This window comes from Porphyromonas catoniae ATCC 51270 (assembly GCF_000565015.1).
Lineage (GTDB): Bacteria > Bacteroidota > Bacteroidia > Bacteroidales > Porphyromonadaceae > Porphyromonas > Porphyromonas catoniae.
Window position 1 is genome coordinate 1 of sequence record NZ_JDFF01000002.1, and the last position, 18952, is coordinate 18952.

Consider the following 18952-nt stretch of genomic DNA (forward strand, 5'->3'; position numbering starts at 1 on the left):
CTCTATGAGATCCTTCGTAGACATCTCGAGCTCATCATCGATGTCTTGTAGAAGGTGTGTGGTACGCTCTACATACTGCTCAATTCGATTAAGCCGGTCTATCAAGTCCTGATAGGCACTGCTCTCCATAGAGATTACTTCCATTACTGCAGTTGCATTGTGACAAATTTAATGTGGCCATCCTCCTCTTCAAGCAGTTGCTCAACAAGACGCTTGAAGCTCGCTTTATCGTAGGCTGAGATCTCAATCTTGCCCACTGGCTTGGAAACTTCAGCTGGCTCATTTGCGCTGAATGCAAGAACCTCCTGGACAGTGAAGTCCAAGAGTGAGGCATACTCGAAGAGCTTGTCTATACTGGGGAACTTCCCCTTAGACTCCCAGCGTGAAATGGTGCTGGAGGAAACGCCCAGTTTGACAGCAAGATAGTCTTGCGAAATCCCTTTGTCCTGGCGAGTGGATCTTAGGTGCTCGAGTAACTTTTTCATATACTCAAAGTTATAAACGCATCCGAGCTCAACCAACCCGTTTCGTGCAAGTTTGTGCGCCCAATGCAAGAGGTCTTGCATCAGATGCAACATGATGCTATGTCGGGCTGCAATGGGACCAACATAAGATAGGGACTGGGCAGGTCTTTTCATCATAAGTGCACGTGAATTTTCCCTAGCTACCCAGGAGACACTGGTGCACGGTGCAAGCCCCCTATATATAGGGCTTGCACCGTGCACCAGACTGTGTAGCAGGGATCTGAGTAAATACTTATTATAGAGGAGCTTTGCTTATCGTTCGTTTTTCTGTACCTTTGTAACTAGGAAAAGAGAGCTGTTGCGCTTTCAATAGTCCGTCAGAATGGTAGTCAAGAGTCGGTCAAAAAACTGCTACATTTTTGCTACACTACCGATTGACTGGATTAGATAGACATCTGTGATACAACGAGATAAAGGGGGATGGTACATTTCCCTCTCTCTCCGCAGAAGTAAAGGGTGTGAGTCAGGATAGACTCACACCCTTTATTATTGTTCATCTCTGAGTTGGGCCGTAAGCATACGAGGCAACAGATTCTGGCTGATTACACTAGTAGCCTTGCAGGTGAAGTGGCAAGCTTGGCTAGGGAAGCCCTATGTGAGTGTCGGTGCAGGGGTGGGGAATACTAGAGGCGGTAATTGAAGCCGAAACTTAGGAGCTCATTATACTGTAGATGGCGATTCCATGCCTTCGTGGGACGGACAGCGTCATCGTAGCGTAGATTGAGGTTGAAGCGTGTAGAGAAGTAACGTGTTAGAGCCATATCTAGGGTGTTCTCCCATTCTGCTTCTATCGCTTGGTAAGAGGTGTTGAAGAAGAGGCGCGAGGTCCAAGTAAGGTTCATATTCACCTTCCATTCCCAGGCTGCTCGAATCGTTGAGCCGAAGCGTTGGTACCAAAGCTGATCAGGGGCTAGCCCATGACGTGCGAGCTCAATAGATTGTCTTACGGTGCCACGGTAAGTGTAGGAGAGTGGTGCAACATTGATGGAGAAGCTCACAGAGCGTCCGTAGACCTTCGTAGACTTCTTCTTGTAATCAAACTTGAGACCGAGACCGACGTTAACCGTGAATGGCGATAAGAAATCTGACTGCAGGCTCGTCTTATTCTCCCGATATGAGCGCAGTAGCTGTGTGCGCAGCTCGGCATCAAGGGTATAGTAGATTTTGTTGAAAGCCCTAATACCATAGTTGGTGCGTAGACGGAGGAGGTCATCAGCGATGCGATAGCGATGTACGGTATCCTTCTCGGCATTGTAGACGCTGAGCTTGCTCTCTATCTCATTTTTCCACAGCACACGATCCTTGATATAGCTTAGGGCAAAGTAATTGCGCATGTACAGGTTCAGGTTCGATGCGCCTCCTTTATACCAGTTGTCAGAAACGCTATTCTGAGAGAACTGGATGGCACTCTCGAGTTGGGGGATCCACTTCCTCTCTCTTAGCTCAGAGTAATCCCTCTTCTCCGATATGTAGATAGGGGTAGGCTTTGTCGCTGCTGTATAGCCCTCGAGTGCACGCTCTACGGAGCCTCCACTTGGAGTGGTGAGGGCAAGGGATGGGGGGAGGGTGAGCTGCTTATCCGTGAAGTATTTGGGGTGACTCTTGAGCGTAGAGGCAAGGAACTGCCCCAAGAGGGATAGACCAGCCTCCTTGCGGTAGTCGGTAGGACTTGGAGAAGCCTCACTCACCAGCTGGAGGAGCTTTGCTTGATTGACTGTGATCGACAGGGGGGGAAGATGAAGCAACTGCTTGGGAGGAAGAGCCCAAGGACGTGGCATCATCAGCCAAGGAAGAAGCAGGGAGCGTCCCGAAGGAGTATCTATCCCGCCCGAGGCATAGTAGCCCAAGAGCTGACTCTCGATACTTGGAGCATCAGCGATGGCCTGTAGGAGGGTGGGGGAAGAGACTTCACGGGGCATATAATAGCCCGAGCTACCTAAGCTAAGGCTATCAAGTGTAAAGGGCTCTCCTAGGCCTCTACCAGTCTGAGCCTCCAGAGTGCTAGTAAAGAAGAATAATAGCAATCCCAAGAGGGCATATCGTCTAGTCGGTATCTTCATCTCTATGAGTCTTCGTCTATTCACTTCAGGTGCAAAGATAAGATAAACCCAAGGGCTATGGCACCTCGAGCTAGCTCTGAGCTAGGCGGTATCCTGCAAAGACTGCACCCAGAGCTAGTATGCAACTAGCGAGACTATAGAGTAAGGCATAGCCATATTGTCCCTCTCTCAGCAGGAAGAAAAGCTCAGCCGAGAATGTAGAGAAGGTTGTGAAGCCTCCACAGACGCCCACAACGAAACACAGGCGATAGCCCATTCCCCAGCCCTCGTTTCCTAGTGAAAGCCCTAATAGGTAGCCAATCAGCAGTGACCCAAGGATGTTAACCCCCATCGTCACATAGGGTGTCGGTATCCCTATTAGAGTTGAACTGAGTACGGAGCAGAGGTAGCGGAATAAACTTCCCACACCTCCGCCCACGAAGACGAGGGCGAAGGCAGAGAAGGATAGCGGTTGCATGGGGTGGTGAGGTGCTAGATGCGCTCGAGAACAAGGTCGATGAGTCCCTCGATACTGCCCTTGTAATCGGTATTCATATTTTGAGCCTTTCGCCCAGCGATGATGCAGCATACTGTCATCGCACGGTGTCCCATGAGGGCAGATAGACCTGCTAGTGATGAGCTCTCCATCTCGTAGTTGGTCAAGCGGCGACCCTCGTGCTGGAAGGCTTGAATCTTTTTGTTCAGTTCTGGGTCTTGGAGCTGGAGGCGTAGCTGTCTGCCTTGTGGCCCATAGAAGCCATTTGCTGCAATGGTGTTGCCTCGGAGGATGTCGCTCCCACAGATCTGATTGATTAGCTCGGGGCAGGCTGGGATGACGTAGGGTTTCAACCCATCGACACGCCAGTCAAGCTGTTTGAGGAGTGCCTCCTCGAAGGAGCGGTTGCGTACACGCTCTGAGCCCGCATAGAAGTAGAGTACGCCATCAAAACCTATCGAATGCTCTGCGGCGACATAGGTGCCAATAGGTGTTTCATCTTGTAGCCCTCCCGAAGTCCCTACACGTACGAGGGTGAGCTGACGGAAGGTGTCCTTCTCTTGGCGGGTCTCGAAGTCAATGTTTGCCAGGGCGTCTAGCTCATTAAGGACGATGTCGATGTTGTCCGTCCCGATGCCGTGGCTCACGACACTGATGCGCTTGCCTCGGTATAGCCCTGTGATGGTGTGAAACTCTCGGCTAGAGACGTTGCACTCGATGCTATCGAAGCGTTGTGCCACCATGTCGACGCGCGCTGGATCTCCGACGAGGAAGATCTTGTCTGCTAGTTGCTCGGGACGTAGATGAAGGTGGAAGATGGAGCCATCCTGATTGATAATCAGTTCGGAGGATGGAATGATGCGTTTGTTGCTCATAGGGCGTCTGAGTTTACGTTATTCGTATGATTTATAAGGCAAAGGTACGAGAAACCGAGCATTTAGAGGTCTATAAGCAGGTAGGAAGCAAAGCCAGAGCAGATACCCACGGAAGGGTGGAGGTGGGGAGTGGGGACGTAATGTAAATCTTGTGTAAAGGAAATCAAGGGAGTTGCTATAAGTCATGCCCCAACGACTTACCATAACTCGTCGTGGCGATTTACCATAACTTTTCTCAACGAGTTACCATAAGTCTTTGATGAGATTTGCTATAACTCGTTGCCAGGAGTTATGGTAACTCTCTGAGGGCTTCTGCTGTCGCTTTTGTATCTCGCTATTTTCCAGTCTTTTATGATTGTATGCTTTGTGATGGTATGAATATGTCCATTTCTCTCCCTTTTTGCGTTTCTTAATCTTCCACTTTACATTTATAGGAAGGAGTAGGCGAGGATAGGGTAGAGGCTGGGAACTTGTACCAGGTGGAGAGATCGTGGTCTAAGGAGAGGAGTTGAGGGGGCTATGGAGTGAAGTGTTAGGTAGGGATGTGGGGTAGATGATTTTATGCAATGTAGAGGAAGAGCTGTGAGATAGCTAAGCATGTGCATATCAGTGATTACGAGTTTATTCCTATCTTTGCCTCAACAACGCCGGTACATAGTTGTAACAATTATAGCCTTTGATTTCGCCCCCTCATGCGACACGAATCGGGCAAACCAAATGTCATTGTACGAGCCTTCCGCTTTTACCGTGATGGATTTAGAACCCTAACCCCTGTGAGCCGTAAGCTTTGGCTCATCATTGGTGTTAAGCTCTTCGTCATGTTCGCTATCCTGCGGGCTTTCTTCTTCCCTAACGTGGTGAAGCAGGAGGCAGAGCGGCAGCGTGTGTCTCGCTCTGAGTTCGTCGAGGAGCAGCTTATCGAGCGTAGAGCTAACCTACCAACGGATACCCTTCCTCCCGATCGCTTAGACAGTATCACTCAATAAGAACCCCAACAAATAAACTATTTACAATGGATGTAGAATCACTCGTATCGTGGTCAAGAGCGCAGTTCGCTCTGACGGCCATGTACCACTGGCTCTTCGTGCCGCTTACGCTAGGGCTGGGGATCATCATGTCACTTGCCGAGACAAAGTACTACCGTAGTGGTGATGAGTTTTGGAAGAAATCTACCAAGTACTGGCAGAAGCTCTTCGGGATTAACTTCGCCATAGGCGTGGCCACGGGGATCATACTGGAGTTCCAGTTTGGTACGAACTGGTCGAACTATAGTTGGTTCGTAGGAGATATATTCGGGGCACCGCTGGCGATCGAGGGGATTTTGGCCTTCTTCATGGAGTCCACCTTCATAGCAGTGATGTTCTTCGGTTGGGGGAAGGTGAGCAAGGGCTTCCACCTCGCCTCTTCGTGGCTCACCATCATTGGAGCAACGATCTCAGCCGTGTGGATCTTGGTTGCAAACGCCTGGATGCAGAACCCTCGTGGGATGGTCTTTAACCCAGAGACGATGCGTAATGAGATGGCAGACTTTTGGGCTGTGGCTCTTTCGCCTACCGCTATCATTAAGTTCTTGCATACGATTACGACATCCTGGACGCTGGGTACATTCTTTGCCCTCGGTATCTGTGCCATCTACCTACTTCGGAAGAAGAATGTCGAGTTCGCTAAGCGTAACCTGAAGATTATCGCTCCCTTTGGGCTTCTTGCAGCCCTCCTATCTGCTGTCACGGGGCATAGCTCAGCGGTAGATGTGGCAAATAACCAGCCAATGAAGCTCGCAGCTATGGAGGCGCTCTATGATGCAGGTGTATCTACGCCCGAAGGAAAGACCGCAGATGGTAAGGGTCTCGGTCTCGGTATGGCTGGCGTTCTTAATCCCAAGAAGCAGCTCCCCGATGATGCACATGCCCCATATCTCTTCAGTGTAGAGGTACCTCGCCTACTTTCCTATATGGTAGATGGTACGCCTGATCGCTATGTGCCAGGGGTCATCAATATCCTCGAGGGAGGCTATCACAAGCCAGATGGTAGCGTGGCTCTGTCTACAGAAGAGATGATGCGCCGAGGGCGAATTGCTATTGATGCGCTGAATGCCTTCCGTTCGGCTCGCAAGGCTGGCGATAGCATTGGTGCTGCGCAACATCGTGCCGTGCTGGAGGAGAATTTCCCTTACTACGGCTACGGTTACTTTACTAGTAAGTATGAGTCTGTACCCAACATACCGCTGACCTATTACTCCTTCCGCATCATGGTTGGGTTAGGCGGTGCCTTCCTCCTGCTCTTCATCCTACTCACATGGTACACATATAAGCGTAACGAAGAGCTCCCGAGGACTAAGTGGCTACTCTGGGCTAGTCTACTACTCACGCCTTGTGCCTGGATAGCTAGTGAGGCTGGCTGGGTCGTAGCAGAGGTCGGTCGTCAGCCATGGACAATCCAAAATCTACTGCCTGTGAAGGCTGCTATCTCAAAGATCGAAGCCTCATCGGTGATGATTACCTTCACGCTCTTCTTCCTTCTCTTCACGATTATGCTCGTAGCAGAGATCAATATCATGCGCAAGGCTATACGCCAAGGGCCTGATGCTCACTAGGTACTCACAAACATCAAAGAGAAAAAACGATGGATTATTCATTCTTACAAGAGTACTGGTGGCTACTGGTCTCTGTGCTGGGTGCCCTACTGGTCTTCCTGCTTTTTGTGCAGGGTGGGCAAAGCCTGTTCTTTAGTATTGGTAAGGAGCAACTTGAGCGAAAGCTCCTCGTGAACTCCGTTGGGCGTAAGTGGGAGTTTACCTTCACTACACTTGTTGTCTTTGGGGGGGGCTTCTTCGCCTCATTCCCTCTTTTCTACTCCACGAGCTTTGGGGGAGCATATTGGGTGTGGATGCTCATCCTCTTTTGCTTCATTATCCAGGCCGTCTCATACGAGTATCAGAATAAGAATGGGAACGTCTTGGGGAGTAAGGTTTACCAGAGCTTCCTCTTCATTAATGGATTGCTTGCTCCGATTCTTCTTGGGGCAGCCGTATCAACCTTCTTCACAGGGTCAACATTCACGGTCAATAGAGAGGCCATTGCAGACCTTACAGGGGCAAGCCAAGTTATCTCTGCTTGGCTCCCATACAAGGGGATACAGCTACACGGACTAGAAGCCGTACTTAATGTGTGGAATGTTGTGTTTGGGCTTGCTGTCTTCTTCCTCGCTCGTACGACGGCTCTGCTCTTCTTTATCAACAACATTGATGATGAGACGATCTACAAACGTTCACGTAGCGCCCTGGCTTGGAATGCTGCAGCATTCTTGCTACTCTTCCTTGCTTATCTCTTCTTCCTTTTCACAAAGAAGGGCTTTGCTTATGACCCTGTAAACCCAGAGGTGACATTCCTTGTCGACTATAAGTACTGGCATAACCTCACTGATATGCCTCTAGTCTTCGCTACGTTTGGTATTGGTGTTCTTCTAGTCATTGGGGGTATCCTGCTTACTCTGCTTCGTGATGGCTATAAGAAAGGTATTTGGCTCGAGGGTATAGGTGTTGTCCTGACGGCACTTGCCCTTTTCCTCATCGCAGGATGGAATAACACCTCGTATTACCCAGCTTATAGTACAGTGATGCCAGAGATCATCAACCACTCTCTAAACATCCGTAATAGTTCCTCGAGTCCCTTTACTCTGAAGGCCATGGGCGTTGTCTCACTCCTCATTCCTTTTGTCCTAGCCTATATCATCTATGCTTGGCGGGCTCTTGACTTGCACAAGATCACGAGGAAAGAGATGCTTGATCCTAATGGACATAATTACTAGGTAACAGTATAACTCTATATGACGATGCCGTGGAATTGCTCCTTCATCTGGAGCAACTCTACGGCATCGCTGTGTTAATCTCTGCTCGCTGAGTAGTAGGAGGGGATGGAGCTAGTGATGAGCTATAGGATTAGATTCCCATTACCATCAATCTCCCAGAAGGGGTTATAGGCAACCTCAAAGACGTATCCATCTAGATCCTTGAAGTAGCCACTGTACCCACCCCAGAATACTTTCTGAGCTGGTTTCACTATCGTAGCTCCTTGCCGCTCTGCCTCTCTCATCACGGTATCGACTTCCTCCTCTGATGTGGCGTTGTAACTAATCGTCATGCCAGAAAAGGTCGTCCGTTGATGGCGTAACGTGGTGTCCTCCTCCAATTCATGAAGAGGATACAGTCCCAAGACTATTCCTCCTAAAGGAAATAAGGCATAGTCCTCTTGGCTCTTTGGAGATTTGGCCCAGCCTAGCCCTTCGTAGAAGGTCAATGCTTTGGAGAAATTAGCTACTCCGAGTGTGATTAGAGTGAATTTCTGTCTCATAATAGTTTGTCCTTTTGGGATAAAGTTACTCCTTTACTGGAATGTAGTTGATTTTTAATATGGTAGTTGTCGGGTTGATTTACCTTATTCTCGTTGTACAGGCACTATCGTTTAGGTATCCTGTAGGGGCAATTGGCGCGCCGAACCTCCTCGTTGCAGGTAGAATGAAATGATAAAAGCCAAGTGCCTAAAATCTCATAAGGACTTTAGGCACTTGGATCTTGTTTGTGCTGGAGATTATCCTACGACATGGAGGCATAGGCTGCTTCATAGTAACGATAGAAGTGTTTCCAGTCAGCTTCTTTCGCTAGCGTATAGGCGAGCTTCCTTTGTGCAAGAGCTTCCTCTGGTGTTAGGGAGACCTGTAGTCCAATGAGCTGTGCAATGGATAGGATTGCCTCAGCTACATTCGTGTCTGTTCGCTCTACAATATGTACGGGTAAATGTTTCGCCTTGTTGAATGGCTTCTTTGTTTCCTCCTCTTCTGCCCAGAGACCGAAGCCCGCAAGGTTTGTTGTGATGGTAGGGACACCATAGCGAATACTCTCCAATGGAGTATATCCCCATGGCTCGTAGTAGCTCGGGTAGATAGTTAGATCCATCCCGACAAGGAGGTCATAATAGCTCTTGTCAAAGATGCCATCAATTCCATTCAGGTAGCATGGCACGAAGATGACCTTTACCCTCTGCCCCGCTCTGTCAAGTCCACGATGGCGGATGTGGCATACGGCACGGTCATGCTCTGTATTATACAGCCAATGGGTAAGGCATGGATATTGTAGGGGCTGAGTACGCTCCTCGCTTGGGTGACTCAGTAAGTAGTGGAGATCCATTCGGGCGCCTGCCTCCCAGGCGGGTACAAGTAAGAATGCAACGACTTCACGATTCCCTTTGTACTCCTCTGAGAATTGATAGAGTGACTCAATGAAGAGATCAATACCCTTATTTCGATATTCGTAACGCCCACCAAGTGAGATGAAGAATGCATCTTCACCAATTGCTTCCCCATAGAGCGTCGAAGCTACGCTACTAAGCAACCGCCGTGCACTGCGTCTCTTGGCTTGTAAATGGGCTGCAAATGGGGAAGAACCGACTCGGAATCCATTAGGTAAGACTACAGGGCGACGACCTAAGAGTTGCTCAGCTTCTCGTGCTGTCTGTTTGCTGACAGTAGCGAAGACTGTTGCCTCATGGGCTGCAAGTTTCTCTATAGCGTGCTTTGCCTCCACGCTTAGCTCTCGTGCCATCTGATCACCATCATAGTGCTCCATCCAAGCATACAGGTCTTTGTCATTCCCTGCAATGGATCGTCCTACGGTAGTAGCATGGGAGATAAAGAGTGAATGTATAGAGGGATCTTGTAGCTTTAGGTAGAGAAGCCCCATCGCAGTCTGCCATTCGTTGAAGAGAGCAATGTTCTCTTCGTGTCCTCGATAGTGAATGATGCTCTCCATCACACGGGCAGCAGCGACCGAGAAGAGACAGCATTCATCATAGTCGCCATAGCCCTTATCACTCTCTAGAGCATAGGCTTTCCACATCTGAAAGAAGAGGTCATTCTTTTCCTCCTCCAGCGTATGGAAGTCTACGAGTACAACGGGTGGCTCTCCTGCTACAGCCCAGCGACCAACTCGTATACGCAGACCTAGCTTTGCTGATTCGTCTCGGCACCAAGCTCCTAGCCATCCATCCTTAGTATCGATGAAGTCAAGGGGTAGAGCATCTTTATCCTGAGTGAGTAAAGGACCGACGAAGACCACCTGGTCAGGGTGGTGTTGGGTCATAATATCTGCTCTTGAGGACAGGACAGTATAGATACCGCCCATTTTGTTGCAGACTTCCCAGCTTGTTTCGAGTATCATAATGCCCAAGAGAGTTAAGTGTGAATAAGTCAAATGAAGGGAGCTACCACCAGCAACCTCTATCCCAAAGTTAGGTAATTAGTTGCAAATCCTACACGCCTCATGATATATGCCATCCTATCCTCCTATTTTGTGCTCCGTTTCCCACTACTATTACATTGGGACTTTATTTGCAAGGAGAGGGAATTTATATGTAACTTCGTAGCGCATTAGTCGTTCAGGCTAGTGGTAATCGGAGAGATGGCAGAGTGGTCGATTGTGGCGGTCTCGAAAGCCGTTGAGCTGCAAGGCTCCGGGGGTTCGAATCCCTCTCTCTCCGCAATAAAGGATGTAAATCAGCAGGTTATGCGATTTGCACCCTTTTCTACACCCAAAAACTTGAGAGCGGTTAAAAGGGTCAAAAGAGTTGTCTTTGGGAAAACATCAACAACAAATCGTCTCAGCGAAAGTCTCATAGGGGCATCCTTGGTTGACCAATTCCTGTGCCTGGTATATCTCCTTTCCATTATTTGATTCTTTCAATTAAAGGACTCATCTTTAAATCGTATTCTTGATTTCCGAAATTGATCACAATAAGATTACGGCGGCATCTAGTGAGACCAGTGTATAGCAATTCATCAAATGAAAGATTGAACGATGTAGAAGACTCATATTTGGGTTCCAATATAAGGAATACTACTTCACTTTCCCATCCTTTGAAAGAGTTGATGGTTGAAATCTTCAACGTGCCACTATTCATCCAGAAATGTATTTTTTTATTGTCACGGATGTTTTTATAACTATCTGAATATACCTCATGCTTGAATCGATCAAGTATTTCCGCGTAATGCTCTCTGAATGCTTTAAATACATCAATACTTATTCCACACTTCTGACACTCTTCTGCTAAGCGAGAATCAAAGGTGTCTGCGAAGTCTGTGCTCAAATCATATATCGAAAATAGCATAGCAACATGCTGCCGCACTTTAATGATGTCATTATCATATAGTTTTTGTCTATTTGGGAACAGTTTCTTCTTAAAGTGTTCGCAAATATTGTTAAACCATCCAGAATGTGGATTGTTATCACTATTCTTGCCAATGTAGTTAAGATGCGTCATGTACATTATCTCTACAGTTTCAATCATAGAGTTTGTCTTTTCACGGCTTGCATAGCGGTAATAAAGATCAAATGTACGTAATAGGCTGGTTGTATAACCTAGAATGGTTATGTCATTAGGAGAGATATTAGAATTTTTATTGAGAATGTTGCCTCTAATTATATTATATAAGGTAGTAACAGGTTGATCTTCCTGTAGGTACATATAGCTGATGTAACCTTCTTTTTCTTGCTCTTGGCCAAAGAAAGAGTAAGTACCATTTTCAGAAAAGTCATCAACGTCATATTTGTCCTTAAAAATATTCTTTTGGAATGATTGTGCAAGATCTCGGACTTTGAAGTCAGAGCGATAGCAATATTTCAAGTCATTTACACCTCGAACATTTGTTACAACGTCTTTGTTTTGTGTTGATTGTCCATAGATATTTTGTTTTACATCTCCAAAAAGGACGTAATCACCCTGAGGATCACGAAAATAGTTTTTTACTATTTCCATCCATGAACGATGATAATCCTGAATCTCATCAATCAATACTGCATCATATTTGGTGATTTCATTCTTGTGCGCGTCAAAGAGTTTGATGTTGCCATAATATTTTGATTCTAGATATTGTGACAAATGCCCAGGATCTATACCCTCAGGAATTTCAAATTCGATATTTAAATTATTCAGTTCTGCATTAATGAACTGATGATAGTTAATAATAACAAAGTTTTCAATTGGGAATGTCTCGTCAACTCTATTCATTTTGTCATGAATAAAGTTCTTTAGAGTAATGTTAAAAGTTAAAATGAGCACCCTCGGATTATTATTCCTTTCCAAGGCTCTTTTATAAGCTTGTACGGCACGGGCTGCTAAAACGGTTGTCTTGCCAGATCCAAAGACTCCGCGAACTCTTTGCTCAAGAGTTGTTGAATATATAATTTCTTTCTGTTTCTGAGAGTAACTATATGGAACACCTTGAGAACGTAGATGAAGAGGAGGAGAAAGAAGCCGTTTGAAATTATCATACAATTTGTCTGTGAAGAACCAAGAAGGACGCTCCGCTATCATATACCTGTTCTTCAACAATATATTAAAATCTTCTTGGTTTAATGAGTCATGTCCAAGGAAATCAATGTTGTATTTGAGGAAGGTTTGATACTTTTCATCGTCTTTATATGGTTCTACAAGCATTCCTTTAAGGTATGATTTGCTGGCGCAATGAAAATATACTGCGCATGACACAATGTTAAAATTGCGAAAGTCCTTGATTTTTACTTGCAATAAATCATCTACATGGAGGTCAAATAGATTATGTTTATATTTTAAGACTTGGTCTATGGGTGATTTAACGACAGAGTTGTTAGGTATATAAACCCATTTTCTCTTTTCATTCAGTTGAAAGTTGTCAAGATTCCAATCTTTGACCTCTATTACTATCACACCATAGCCTTTCCTCATGATTAGAATATCCGGGCGATCCCCATTGAGGAAAGGATTGAAATAAATCTCGAACGAATCGTCGAGAGTACGTTCAAGAAAGTTCAGCAAGGATCTTTCACCATCTGTGGGTTGAACCTTGAACTGGTTGATTTTTTCTATACAAGGGTAAAAAATAGCCATTATACCAACACACAAGTGAGGGGACTCTGATTTAGGGAAATAAGAGATAAAAGAGTGGGAGTTTAGAACGTTGTTTTAAACTCTTTGGCGAGCCATGTTTGGGTGATACCTCGTTTCTTCAAATGCTCCTTGATGAGGTTACTATGCTCTTTCTTTTGTTCCATAAAGCTGTTTTATATCTATTATAGCTGCAAAGCTATGAACTTATATTGAATATAGCGAAAGAAGGTGAGGGTTTAACACTACGGTGAACGATTTTCTTGAAAAGCAGAACAAAAGAACCTCTTAAGACTTCAAAAAACGATTATCTATGAGCTTTCCAACCTTAGATATTCGTCCATTATTTAATGCGCCACAATTGTTTCTGAGACCTCTTGATTTCCCGATTTATCCCTACTACTCCCACTATATTTCTGAGGCTTGGAGACAGTCTTTTTACCTTCTACATTTGCATCGTCAGATCTGACAAATGCCCTATGCGCAAGGGCAAGTTATTAACTTCAAGACAAAAGAAAGTATGACGATAAATGAATTACTGGACAAGCCTGTGTGGCAGATGACAGGTGAAGAATTACTCTTCCTGGCACAACATGGCAACACGTCCCCAAAAGCAAGGGAAGAAAACAACTCTGCCAAAGAAGAAAGACTATATGTGTATGGATTGGCAGGTATCGCACGCCTATTTGGATGCAGTTTACCTACTGCCAATCGTATCAAGCAGAGTGGTAAAAAACCGTGCCATTACACAAGTGGGGCGCAAGATTATTGTGGATGCAGACCTTACTCGCGAGTTGGCTGGTCGTAAAACAGGAGGACGAGGATGAATATAATAGACTATGAAAGCATTTGGCGACAGTCTCTCATTCACGTTACGGATGAGTTTACGCTTCCGCTCATAGTGCTACAAGCTGGCAAAGCCATTATTGGGACATTGGATAATTTCAGCGTATCGACAGGAAAGGCAAAAGCCCAAAAGACGTTCAATGTGAGTGCCATAGTTGCAGCAGCTCTTGTCAATGGACAGGTGCTGGACTATCGGGCATCATTTCCCGAGAGCAAACGTACCATCCTCTACTATGACACAGAGCAAAGCCCTCATCATTGTCAATTGGTTTTGCAGCGTATCTTGAAATTAGCAGGACTGCCGATAGATCAAGAACCTGAGTATTTAAAGTTCAGCCATCTTAGAGCGATAGCAGGCCTCAACCAGCGCAGAGCCATCATTCGCTACGCCATCTACCACACCCCTGATGTAGGGCTCGTCGTCATTGATGGCATTCGTGACCTTATCCATGACATCAACAGCTCCACAGAAGCCACAAAGCTCGTCGGAGACCTAATGCAATGGACAGGCGAGCAGAACATTCACATCCAGACGGTCTTTCTCCTCAACAAAGGCGATGACAATGCACGAGGGCACATTGGCACGGAACTAAACTACAAAGCCAAGAGCGTACTACTTATTGCCAGGGATAATGCTGACGCTGATAGAAGCATCGTATCCCCTGCGATCATTCGCTCAAAGGCTTTTCAGCCATTCGCCTTCAGATTATCAGAAGACGAAGGCATCTGCTTACCGAAGCTGGATGGCGATTATACCGCTCAGCATCCGCAAGTAGTCGCTTACCAGGAGCTCTCCTATGAAGTGCATCACCAAGCCTTACAGGAGGCGTTCGGTAAGGACACAGAATTAGGATATGGCGATCTACTTGTCAGACTTAGCACTGCCTACTCTGCTGAGACTGGTCATACATACCGACAGACAAAGCTCAAAGAGCTCCTCCACTTTCTCCTCCGCAAAGAAATAATCATCAAAGAGGGGCGAGGACGCTATCATTTCAACTCAGACCACCATCACTAAGTCCTTCGATTGGTCGGTCGGACGCAGGCTATATATATCTGACCATCCGACCAACCATAGATATAGAATGGTCGGACGGAAGGAGTGCCTATAGTAAACGTCCGACCGACCAAAGAAGAACCGCCAAAGAAAAAACAGCATGGATCTACACGACATCAAGCAAGTCTCCATCGTGGACTACTTAGCACAAGCTGGCTTTGAAGCAAAGCTCATCAAGGGCGTGAACTATTGGTATTGCTCCCCTCTACGCTCAGAGCTCACGCCTTCCTTTAAGGTCAACGTGGAGCGCAACCAGTGGTATGACTTCGGTACAGGAGATCACGGAGACATCATTGACCTCGTTTGCGCTCTCCAGCATTGTTCTACAGCAGAAGCTATGAGACGGCTATCTGTACTGAAGGGAGTACGGCTAGCACCGTCTTTTTCTTTTGGAGGAATTACTCCCCTAAGGTCACAAGCTCCCTCAATGGAACTCATCAGCGTACAAGCAGTGAAGCACCCCAAGCTCTTAATGTATCTCTCGGAACGAGGGCTACAGCGCTCTGATGCCTCCCTCTTCTTATCTGAAGTCTATTACAAAGTCTCTGAGAAGTATTTCTTTGCTCTGGGATTCCCAAATGATGCTGGAGGATGGGAGATACGGAATCCCTACTTCAAGGGCTGTTTTGCTCCTAAGGCCATAAGTACAATCAAAGGAACCGATAGTCACAAGCTACAGCTCTTCGAGGGCTTCATGGACTTTCTCTCTTGGCGGAAACTCCACCCCGAGGGGCAAGCTGACAGCATCATGCTTAATTCACTCATCCTGCTCCCCAAACTCATTCCCTCGCTTCATCCCTACTCTATGATTGAGAGCCTTCTTGATAATGATGAAGCAGGGGATCGAGCAACGAAACAACTCTTCGACGCTGGCCTACCCGTCAAGGATATGCGAGCGTGCTACGCTCCCTATAAAGACATCAACGAGTATCTCATTCTAGCCGAGCAAAGGAAGCAGATCCTCACTCTGCGCAAGCGAGGACTTCATCGATAAAGCAATGTTCTCAGCTCCGCAATTAGGAGAGGTCAATCTCGAGACCTCGAGACCTCGAGATCTCGATTAATTAATTTCTCGAGATATCGACGTCTCGAGCCCAAGCTCGAGCACTAAAGAAATAGAGTGGTCGGTAGAGGCCATGAAGCATCCCTTCTTGATACTGGCAAGGTGTGTCTTTGTACCACAAATTGCCATTTGTACCACAAAGACCCTTGCCCCTTTGGGGGATCAATCACTCCGAAGTCATGATAACGAAGCCAGACAAAAGATGAAACAGAACAAGCCTGATGGAAGATGTGCCACCTGCCCTCGATGGGACAGATGACACATCAGAATACCCAACCCCCAAGACCAGCAGAAGCTCATCGAGCTATACCGAAGGTCGGGAGCAAAGAAAAAATCAGACTTCCTCCGAGCTCGCCTATTGGATGAAAGCTTTAAGGTCATCATCGAGGATAGATCAGTAGAGCCGTACCTAAGAGAGTTGGGTAGCATCCTTACTAAATTGAGAATTATCGGGGTTCGTTACAACTAAGCCGTTAAGACGTTCAATAGCTATCATACGGTCGCTACAGCCCAGAGAATGATCCGCCAGCTTAAAATCTATTCCGGGGCTATCCTCAAGATACAGGTGCAAGCGATACAGCTGACAATGACACTCAATAATCGAGAGAAGAAATAGGGAGAAGGTTTTAAGTAGGGCTACAAGACTTATAATACCATAGTTATCTGTTCAAGGTCTCACGATTTTGTCGCTCACTAGCTGTAGTAGCAAATAGGCTCTCTAATGTACAAAGGGATATATCAATGCCAACATCGCAATAGTTATAACAACTCCATTGAAGATACGAATACCATCGTGACCCAACAATCCTTTGAACACATGAAAATCAGCTATTTACCCACCAAATAGCCTAAATCTCAATCACAGATTGTTCCCCAAAGAATAGTACCCAAGAATACCAGATAACTCCCACCAATCCTTCCATTCTCCATATACTCGTTGAGTGGCGAAAGGCTTACCATCTCGAAAGATGATGGTCGCAACTACCTTTACAATCTTACTTGGCATATTATTAATTCGGCATAATGTAACCCTTATCTTCTGCCTTTGCTATAATCTTCAGCAATCGCTTGCATTGTGAGGAAGACGGAAGATTTCCGCGTTTAATGTAATCAACAATTCCCTTGATAAAACTGCAATCACCATAAGACAATACGTTTTCCTTGACAAGGTCATTATAAACTCTCATCCAATACTGGGCACCAAGTTTAAATACTTCTACAGAAGCATCGACGTCTAAATTGAACTTGTGTGCCCTCTTTGCTGATTGTGCAATAGCCTTATTCTCTGCCATTGATGCGAGTGTCCCAATAAATTTGTCGCTGAGCTTGTACTTGTAATCTTGGAAATTCTTCCAAACAGTCTGGGTACGTGAGATCGTACGCACAATACCACCATTAGCTTGGTCCATGAGAAAGTTGTGGGTAACATACGCAAGTTTTAGCAGCTCTTCTGCAAGTTCTGGGTAGAGAGACTGCTTCTGCCAGATGTAATGCCAATCAAGATCACGATCCTTTGGAATAAGAGTCATCAACTTTGAAATTGTATAAGGTACAATCTGTGCCTTGTTACCACCCTTTGGGTACCAAGAAGCCTTCCCGACTAAGCTATCGAGTGAATCAAATAGAATAACAGAGCTAACACACTTCTTAAAGAAATCTTCGTTAATACTATCACGTTGCTCTTCATAAATCTTTTCAATAACCGAAGCAAAACGATTGAAGTTAATAGCAGAACTCTGGCACACCTGATTAGGATTCATCAAGATGGCATTGTAGCACTTTGCCAGTTTCTCCTTCTTAATAACCTGATTTTTGGGATGCATCTCGCAGAATTTCTTCTTCTGTGCCACTGTCAGTTTCATCTGTTCTTGTTCCCATTTGCCTCGTGAGCGCTCATAGAACCAAATTGTTTGGAATGGGCTACCATCAACAGGGGGAGCCATCACCTTACGTGACAACGTCTCCATCATAACATGGAATGGATGGTTAGAGAAGAAGTCTGCATCAGAAACTGCATTCTGACTATTGGCACATTGTGAAATCGTCTTTGTAATGGTATTGTACTGCTCAATTTGCTCTTCGCTCATATCATTTTCCACATTGAGTACAGTGAGCTTCATAGGAACAAATAGCGTATCCATACCATAGCGAGCCTCCTTCTTGATAATTGCATTGGCAAGTGAAGCCGTTGTCTGACCGCCATTGATAATCTGAGGATCCTTGAAGTGAACAATACGACTACCATCTGGCGAAAATGTTACGGAACGAGCAACAATAGCAATACCATTGTTGAAGGTAAAGAAATTCTCGGGATGATTTATAATGGTATCACGAATACCCTTGTTTACCTTTCCTCGTACACTAAGGAATGCACGAACGTTACCTTGCAGTAGCTTACTACCATATTTCAGATAAATATTTGCAAGAAATTTACCTGGGACAATCCCTAGATAAGCGTCATACTCAGAACCTTGTCCAAGGTCGGCCTTCAGACATTGAATACCCTGACAGTCAAAATCGGCAGTATCTATCTCTATAATCTCGCTGGAGTTTGATGCAAACGTCTGGTAGAAACGTTCAAGCGTCCATACATTCAGTTCTACAGGACGTTCTAGTAAATCCGGTTTGCTGAGATTCTTTACCTGCTTACTCAATGTTGCATTGGAAATAATGAAGAACTTGAAACGGAGAATTTCCGTTGAAAGCATACCCGTTCCTATTTTCTTTCTAAATTCGTTGGCTATCAAAAGAATAGGATCAGAGTCATCACAATACTTGCTAATGTTATCTTGTACGCTTTCTTCTACGAAGTTCAACATACGACCGTACAACTCCTCAATACGAGTATTGGTTAGCGTGGGAGCAACATTACGCTGATTAGTGAAGTCACTTGCAATAAGCACTAATGCACCATCGGCCTCATCGTAAGCATATGCATCAAATGCCAAAATACGATTTCTTGAACCTCGCATTTCCACAGACATTGGAATTGGATCGGTGAGTTCACCAATCTCTTCCAAGTCATTAAGGGTTTTCTCTATAAACTGAGTTTCGGGTTCTGTACCTTCATGTTCCGCATTGAATCTCAATTCATCAATGAATTGTTGTCTGTATTCTTCTATTTCCATTGTGCCAACGTA

The 18952-nt window shown here is 45.8% G+C and carries 13 protein-coding genes, 1 tRNA gene and 4 pseudogenes; 8 read left to right on the plus strand and 10 right to left on the minus strand.

Annotated elements, in window-relative coordinates:
* The 5 genes and pseudogenes from HMPREF0636_RS00365 to HMPREF0636_RS00385 all read right to left on the minus strand — a co-directional run.
* Positions 1-144, minus strand: a pseudogene (locus tag HMPREF0636_RS00365) (DNA-binding protein); the annotation flags it as partial.
* The gene (locus HMPREF0636_RS00370; RefSeq protein WP_052328667.1) at positions 144-485 is read right to left on the minus strand and encodes a helix-turn-helix domain-containing protein; all 342 of its coding nucleotides are present in this window, start codon (positions 483-485) and stop codon (positions 144-146) included. The gene HMPREF0636_RS00370 and the pseudogene HMPREF0636_RS00365, both read right to left, overlap by 1 nt.
* Before the next feature lie 662 nt (positions 486-1147).
* A complete protein-coding gene (locus tag HMPREF0636_RS00375) occupies positions 1148-2584 on the minus strand; it encodes a DUF3078 domain-containing protein (protein WP_044167657.1) in 1437 nt (478 codons plus the stop codon).
* Between the two features lie 70 nt (positions 2585-2654).
* Complete coding sequence (gene crcB / locus HMPREF0636_RS00380) at positions 2655-3041, minus strand: fluoride efflux transporter CrcB (protein WP_044167658.1); 387 nt, start codon at positions 3039-3041, stop codon at positions 2655-2657.
* Positions 3042-3055: 14 nt separating this feature from the next.
* Complete coding sequence (locus tag HMPREF0636_RS00385; protein WP_044167660.1) at positions 3056-3934, minus strand: nucleoside phosphorylase; 879 nt, start codon at positions 3932-3934, stop codon at positions 3056-3058.
* Positions 3935-4626: 692 nt separating this feature from the next.
* Here HMPREF0636_RS00385 and HMPREF0636_RS00390 point away from each other — a divergent pair.
* The 3 genes from HMPREF0636_RS00390 to HMPREF0636_RS00400 are packed head-to-tail and all read left to right on the plus strand — an operon-like array spanning position 4627 to position 7741.
* The gene (locus tag HMPREF0636_RS00390) at positions 4627-4920 is read left to right on the plus strand and encodes a DUF4492 domain-containing protein (protein WP_044167661.1); all 294 of its coding nucleotides are present in this window, start codon (positions 4627-4629) and stop codon (positions 4918-4920) included.
* Between the two features lie 26 nt (positions 4921-4946).
* Positions 4947-6527: a cytochrome ubiquinol oxidase subunit I gene (locus tag HMPREF0636_RS00395; protein WP_044167664.1), complete on the plus strand. Its 1581-nt coding sequence runs from the start codon at positions 4947-4949 to the stop codon at positions 6525-6527.
* A gap of 29 nt (positions 6528-6556) precedes the next feature.
* Entirely contained in the window at positions 6557-7741 is a 1185-nt protein-coding gene (locus tag HMPREF0636_RS00400) for a cytochrome d ubiquinol oxidase subunit II (RefSeq protein ID WP_044167666.1), read from the plus strand.
* Positions 7742-7863: 122 nt separating this feature from the next.
* On the opposite strand, the gene HMPREF0636_RS00405 is transcribed toward HMPREF0636_RS00400, so the two are convergent.
* Positions 7864-8283: a VOC family protein gene (locus HMPREF0636_RS00405; RefSeq protein ID WP_044167668.1), complete on the minus strand. Its 420-nt coding sequence runs from the start codon at positions 8281-8283 to the stop codon at positions 7864-7866.
* A gap of 242 nt (positions 8284-8525) precedes the next feature.
* Positions 8526-10145: a glycogen/starch synthase gene (locus HMPREF0636_RS00410; RefSeq protein ID WP_044167669.1), complete on the minus strand. Its 1620-nt coding sequence runs from the start codon at positions 10143-10145 to the stop codon at positions 8526-8528.
* 234 nt (positions 10146-10379) lie between these two features.
* On the opposite strand from HMPREF0636_RS00410, the gene HMPREF0636_RS00415 reads away from it, so the two are divergent.
* Positions 10380-10464: transfer RNA gene (locus HMPREF0636_RS00415), tRNA-Ser, on the plus strand.
* 186 nt (positions 10465-10650) lie between these two features.
* On the opposite strand, the gene HMPREF0636_RS00420 is transcribed toward HMPREF0636_RS00415, so the two are convergent.
* Both HMPREF0636_RS00420 and HMPREF0636_RS00425 read right to left on the minus strand, forming a co-directional pair.
* On the minus strand, positions 10651-12849 hold the full coding sequence (locus HMPREF0636_RS00420) for a nuclease-related domain-containing DEAD/DEAH box helicase (RefSeq protein ID WP_044167671.1): 2199 nt from the start codon (positions 12847-12849) through the stop codon (positions 10651-10653).
* A gap of 65 nt (positions 12850-12914) precedes the next feature.
* Positions 12915-13013 (minus strand): annotated as a pseudogene (locus HMPREF0636_RS00425) (transcriptional regulator); the annotation flags it as partial.
* A 353-nt stretch (positions 13014-13366) separates the two neighbouring features.
* On the opposite strand from HMPREF0636_RS00425, the pseudogene HMPREF0636_RS00430 reads away from it, so the two are divergent.
* From HMPREF0636_RS00430 to HMPREF0636_RS08495, 4 genes and pseudogenes are all read left to right on the plus strand, one after another.
* Positions 13367-13673, plus strand: a pseudogene (locus HMPREF0636_RS00430) (DUF3853 family protein).
* The gene (locus tag HMPREF0636_RS00435) at positions 13670-14710 is read left to right on the plus strand and encodes an AAA family ATPase (RefSeq protein WP_044167672.1); all 1041 of its coding nucleotides are present in this window, start codon (positions 13670-13672) and stop codon (positions 14708-14710) included. The pseudogene HMPREF0636_RS00430 and the gene HMPREF0636_RS00435 overlap by 4 nt, the downstream one beginning before the upstream one ends.
* Positions 14711-14849: 139 nt before the next feature.
* On the plus strand, positions 14850-15743 hold the full coding sequence (locus HMPREF0636_RS00440) for a DUF8464 domain-containing protein (RefSeq protein WP_044167673.1): 894 nt from the start codon (positions 14850-14852) through the stop codon (positions 15741-15743).
* Between the two features lie 271 nt (positions 15744-16014).
* Positions 16015-16428: pseudogene (locus HMPREF0636_RS08495) on the plus strand (plasmid mobilization protein).
* Positions 16429-16822: 394 nt separating this feature from the next.
* On the opposite strand, the gene HMPREF0636_RS00445 reads toward HMPREF0636_RS08495, so the two are convergent.
* Positions 16823-18940, minus strand: coding sequence for an AIPR family protein (locus HMPREF0636_RS00445; protein ID WP_044167674.1), 2118 nt, complete (start codon positions 18938-18940; stop codon positions 16823-16825).
* Positions 18941-18952: the final 12 nt, after the last annotated feature.

Excerpts from the sequence above, each read along its gene's own strand:
- HMPREF0636_RS00420 (WP_044167671.1), bottom strand. The coding sequence starts at position 12,849 with ATGGCTATTTTTTACCCTTGTATAGAAAAAATCAACCAGTTCAAGGTT.
- HMPREF0636_RS00440 (WP_044167673.1), top strand. The coding sequence starts at position 14,850 with ATGGATCTACACGACATCAAGCAAGTCTCCATCGTGGACTACTTAGCA.
- HMPREF0636_RS00395 (WP_044167664.1), top strand. The coding sequence starts at position 4,947 with ATGGATGTAGAATCACTCGTATCGTGGTCAAGAGCGCAGTTCGCTCTG.
- HMPREF0636_RS00400 (WP_044167666.1), top strand. The coding sequence starts at position 6,557 with ATGGATTATTCATTCTTACAAGAGTACTGGTGGCTACTGGTCTCTGTG.
- crcB (WP_044167658.1), bottom strand. The coding sequence starts at position 3,041 with ATGCAACCGCTATCCTTCTCTGCCTTCGCCCTCGTCTTCGTGGGCGGA.
- HMPREF0636_RS00405 (WP_044167668.1), bottom strand. The coding sequence starts at position 8,283 with ATGAGACAGAAATTCACTCTAATCACACTCGGAGTAGCTAATTTCTCC.
- HMPREF0636_RS00370 (WP_052328667.1), bottom strand. The coding sequence starts at position 485 with ATGAAAAAGTTACTCGAGCACCTAAGATCCACTCGCCAGGACAAAGGG.
- HMPREF0636_RS00390 (WP_044167661.1), top strand. The coding sequence starts at position 4,627 with ATGCGACACGAATCGGGCAAACCAAATGTCATTGTACGAGCCTTCCGC.
- HMPREF0636_RS00375 (WP_044167657.1), bottom strand. The coding sequence starts at position 2,584 with ATGAAGATACCGACTAGACGATATGCCCTCTTGGGATTGCTATTATTC.
- HMPREF0636_RS00435 (WP_044167672.1), top strand. The coding sequence starts at position 13,670 with ATGAATATAATAGACTATGAAAGCATTTGGCGACAGTCTCTCATTCAC.
- HMPREF0636_RS00410 (WP_044167669.1), bottom strand. The coding sequence starts at position 10,145 with ATGATACTCGAAACAAGCTGGGAAGTCTGCAACAAAATGGGCGGTATC.
- HMPREF0636_RS00385 (WP_044167660.1), bottom strand. The coding sequence starts at position 3,934 with ATGAGCAACAAACGCATCATTCCATCCTCCGAACTGATTATCAATCAG.
- HMPREF0636_RS00445 (WP_044167674.1), bottom strand. The coding sequence starts at position 18,940 with ATGGAAATAGAAGAATACAGACAACAATTCATTGATGAATTGAGATTC.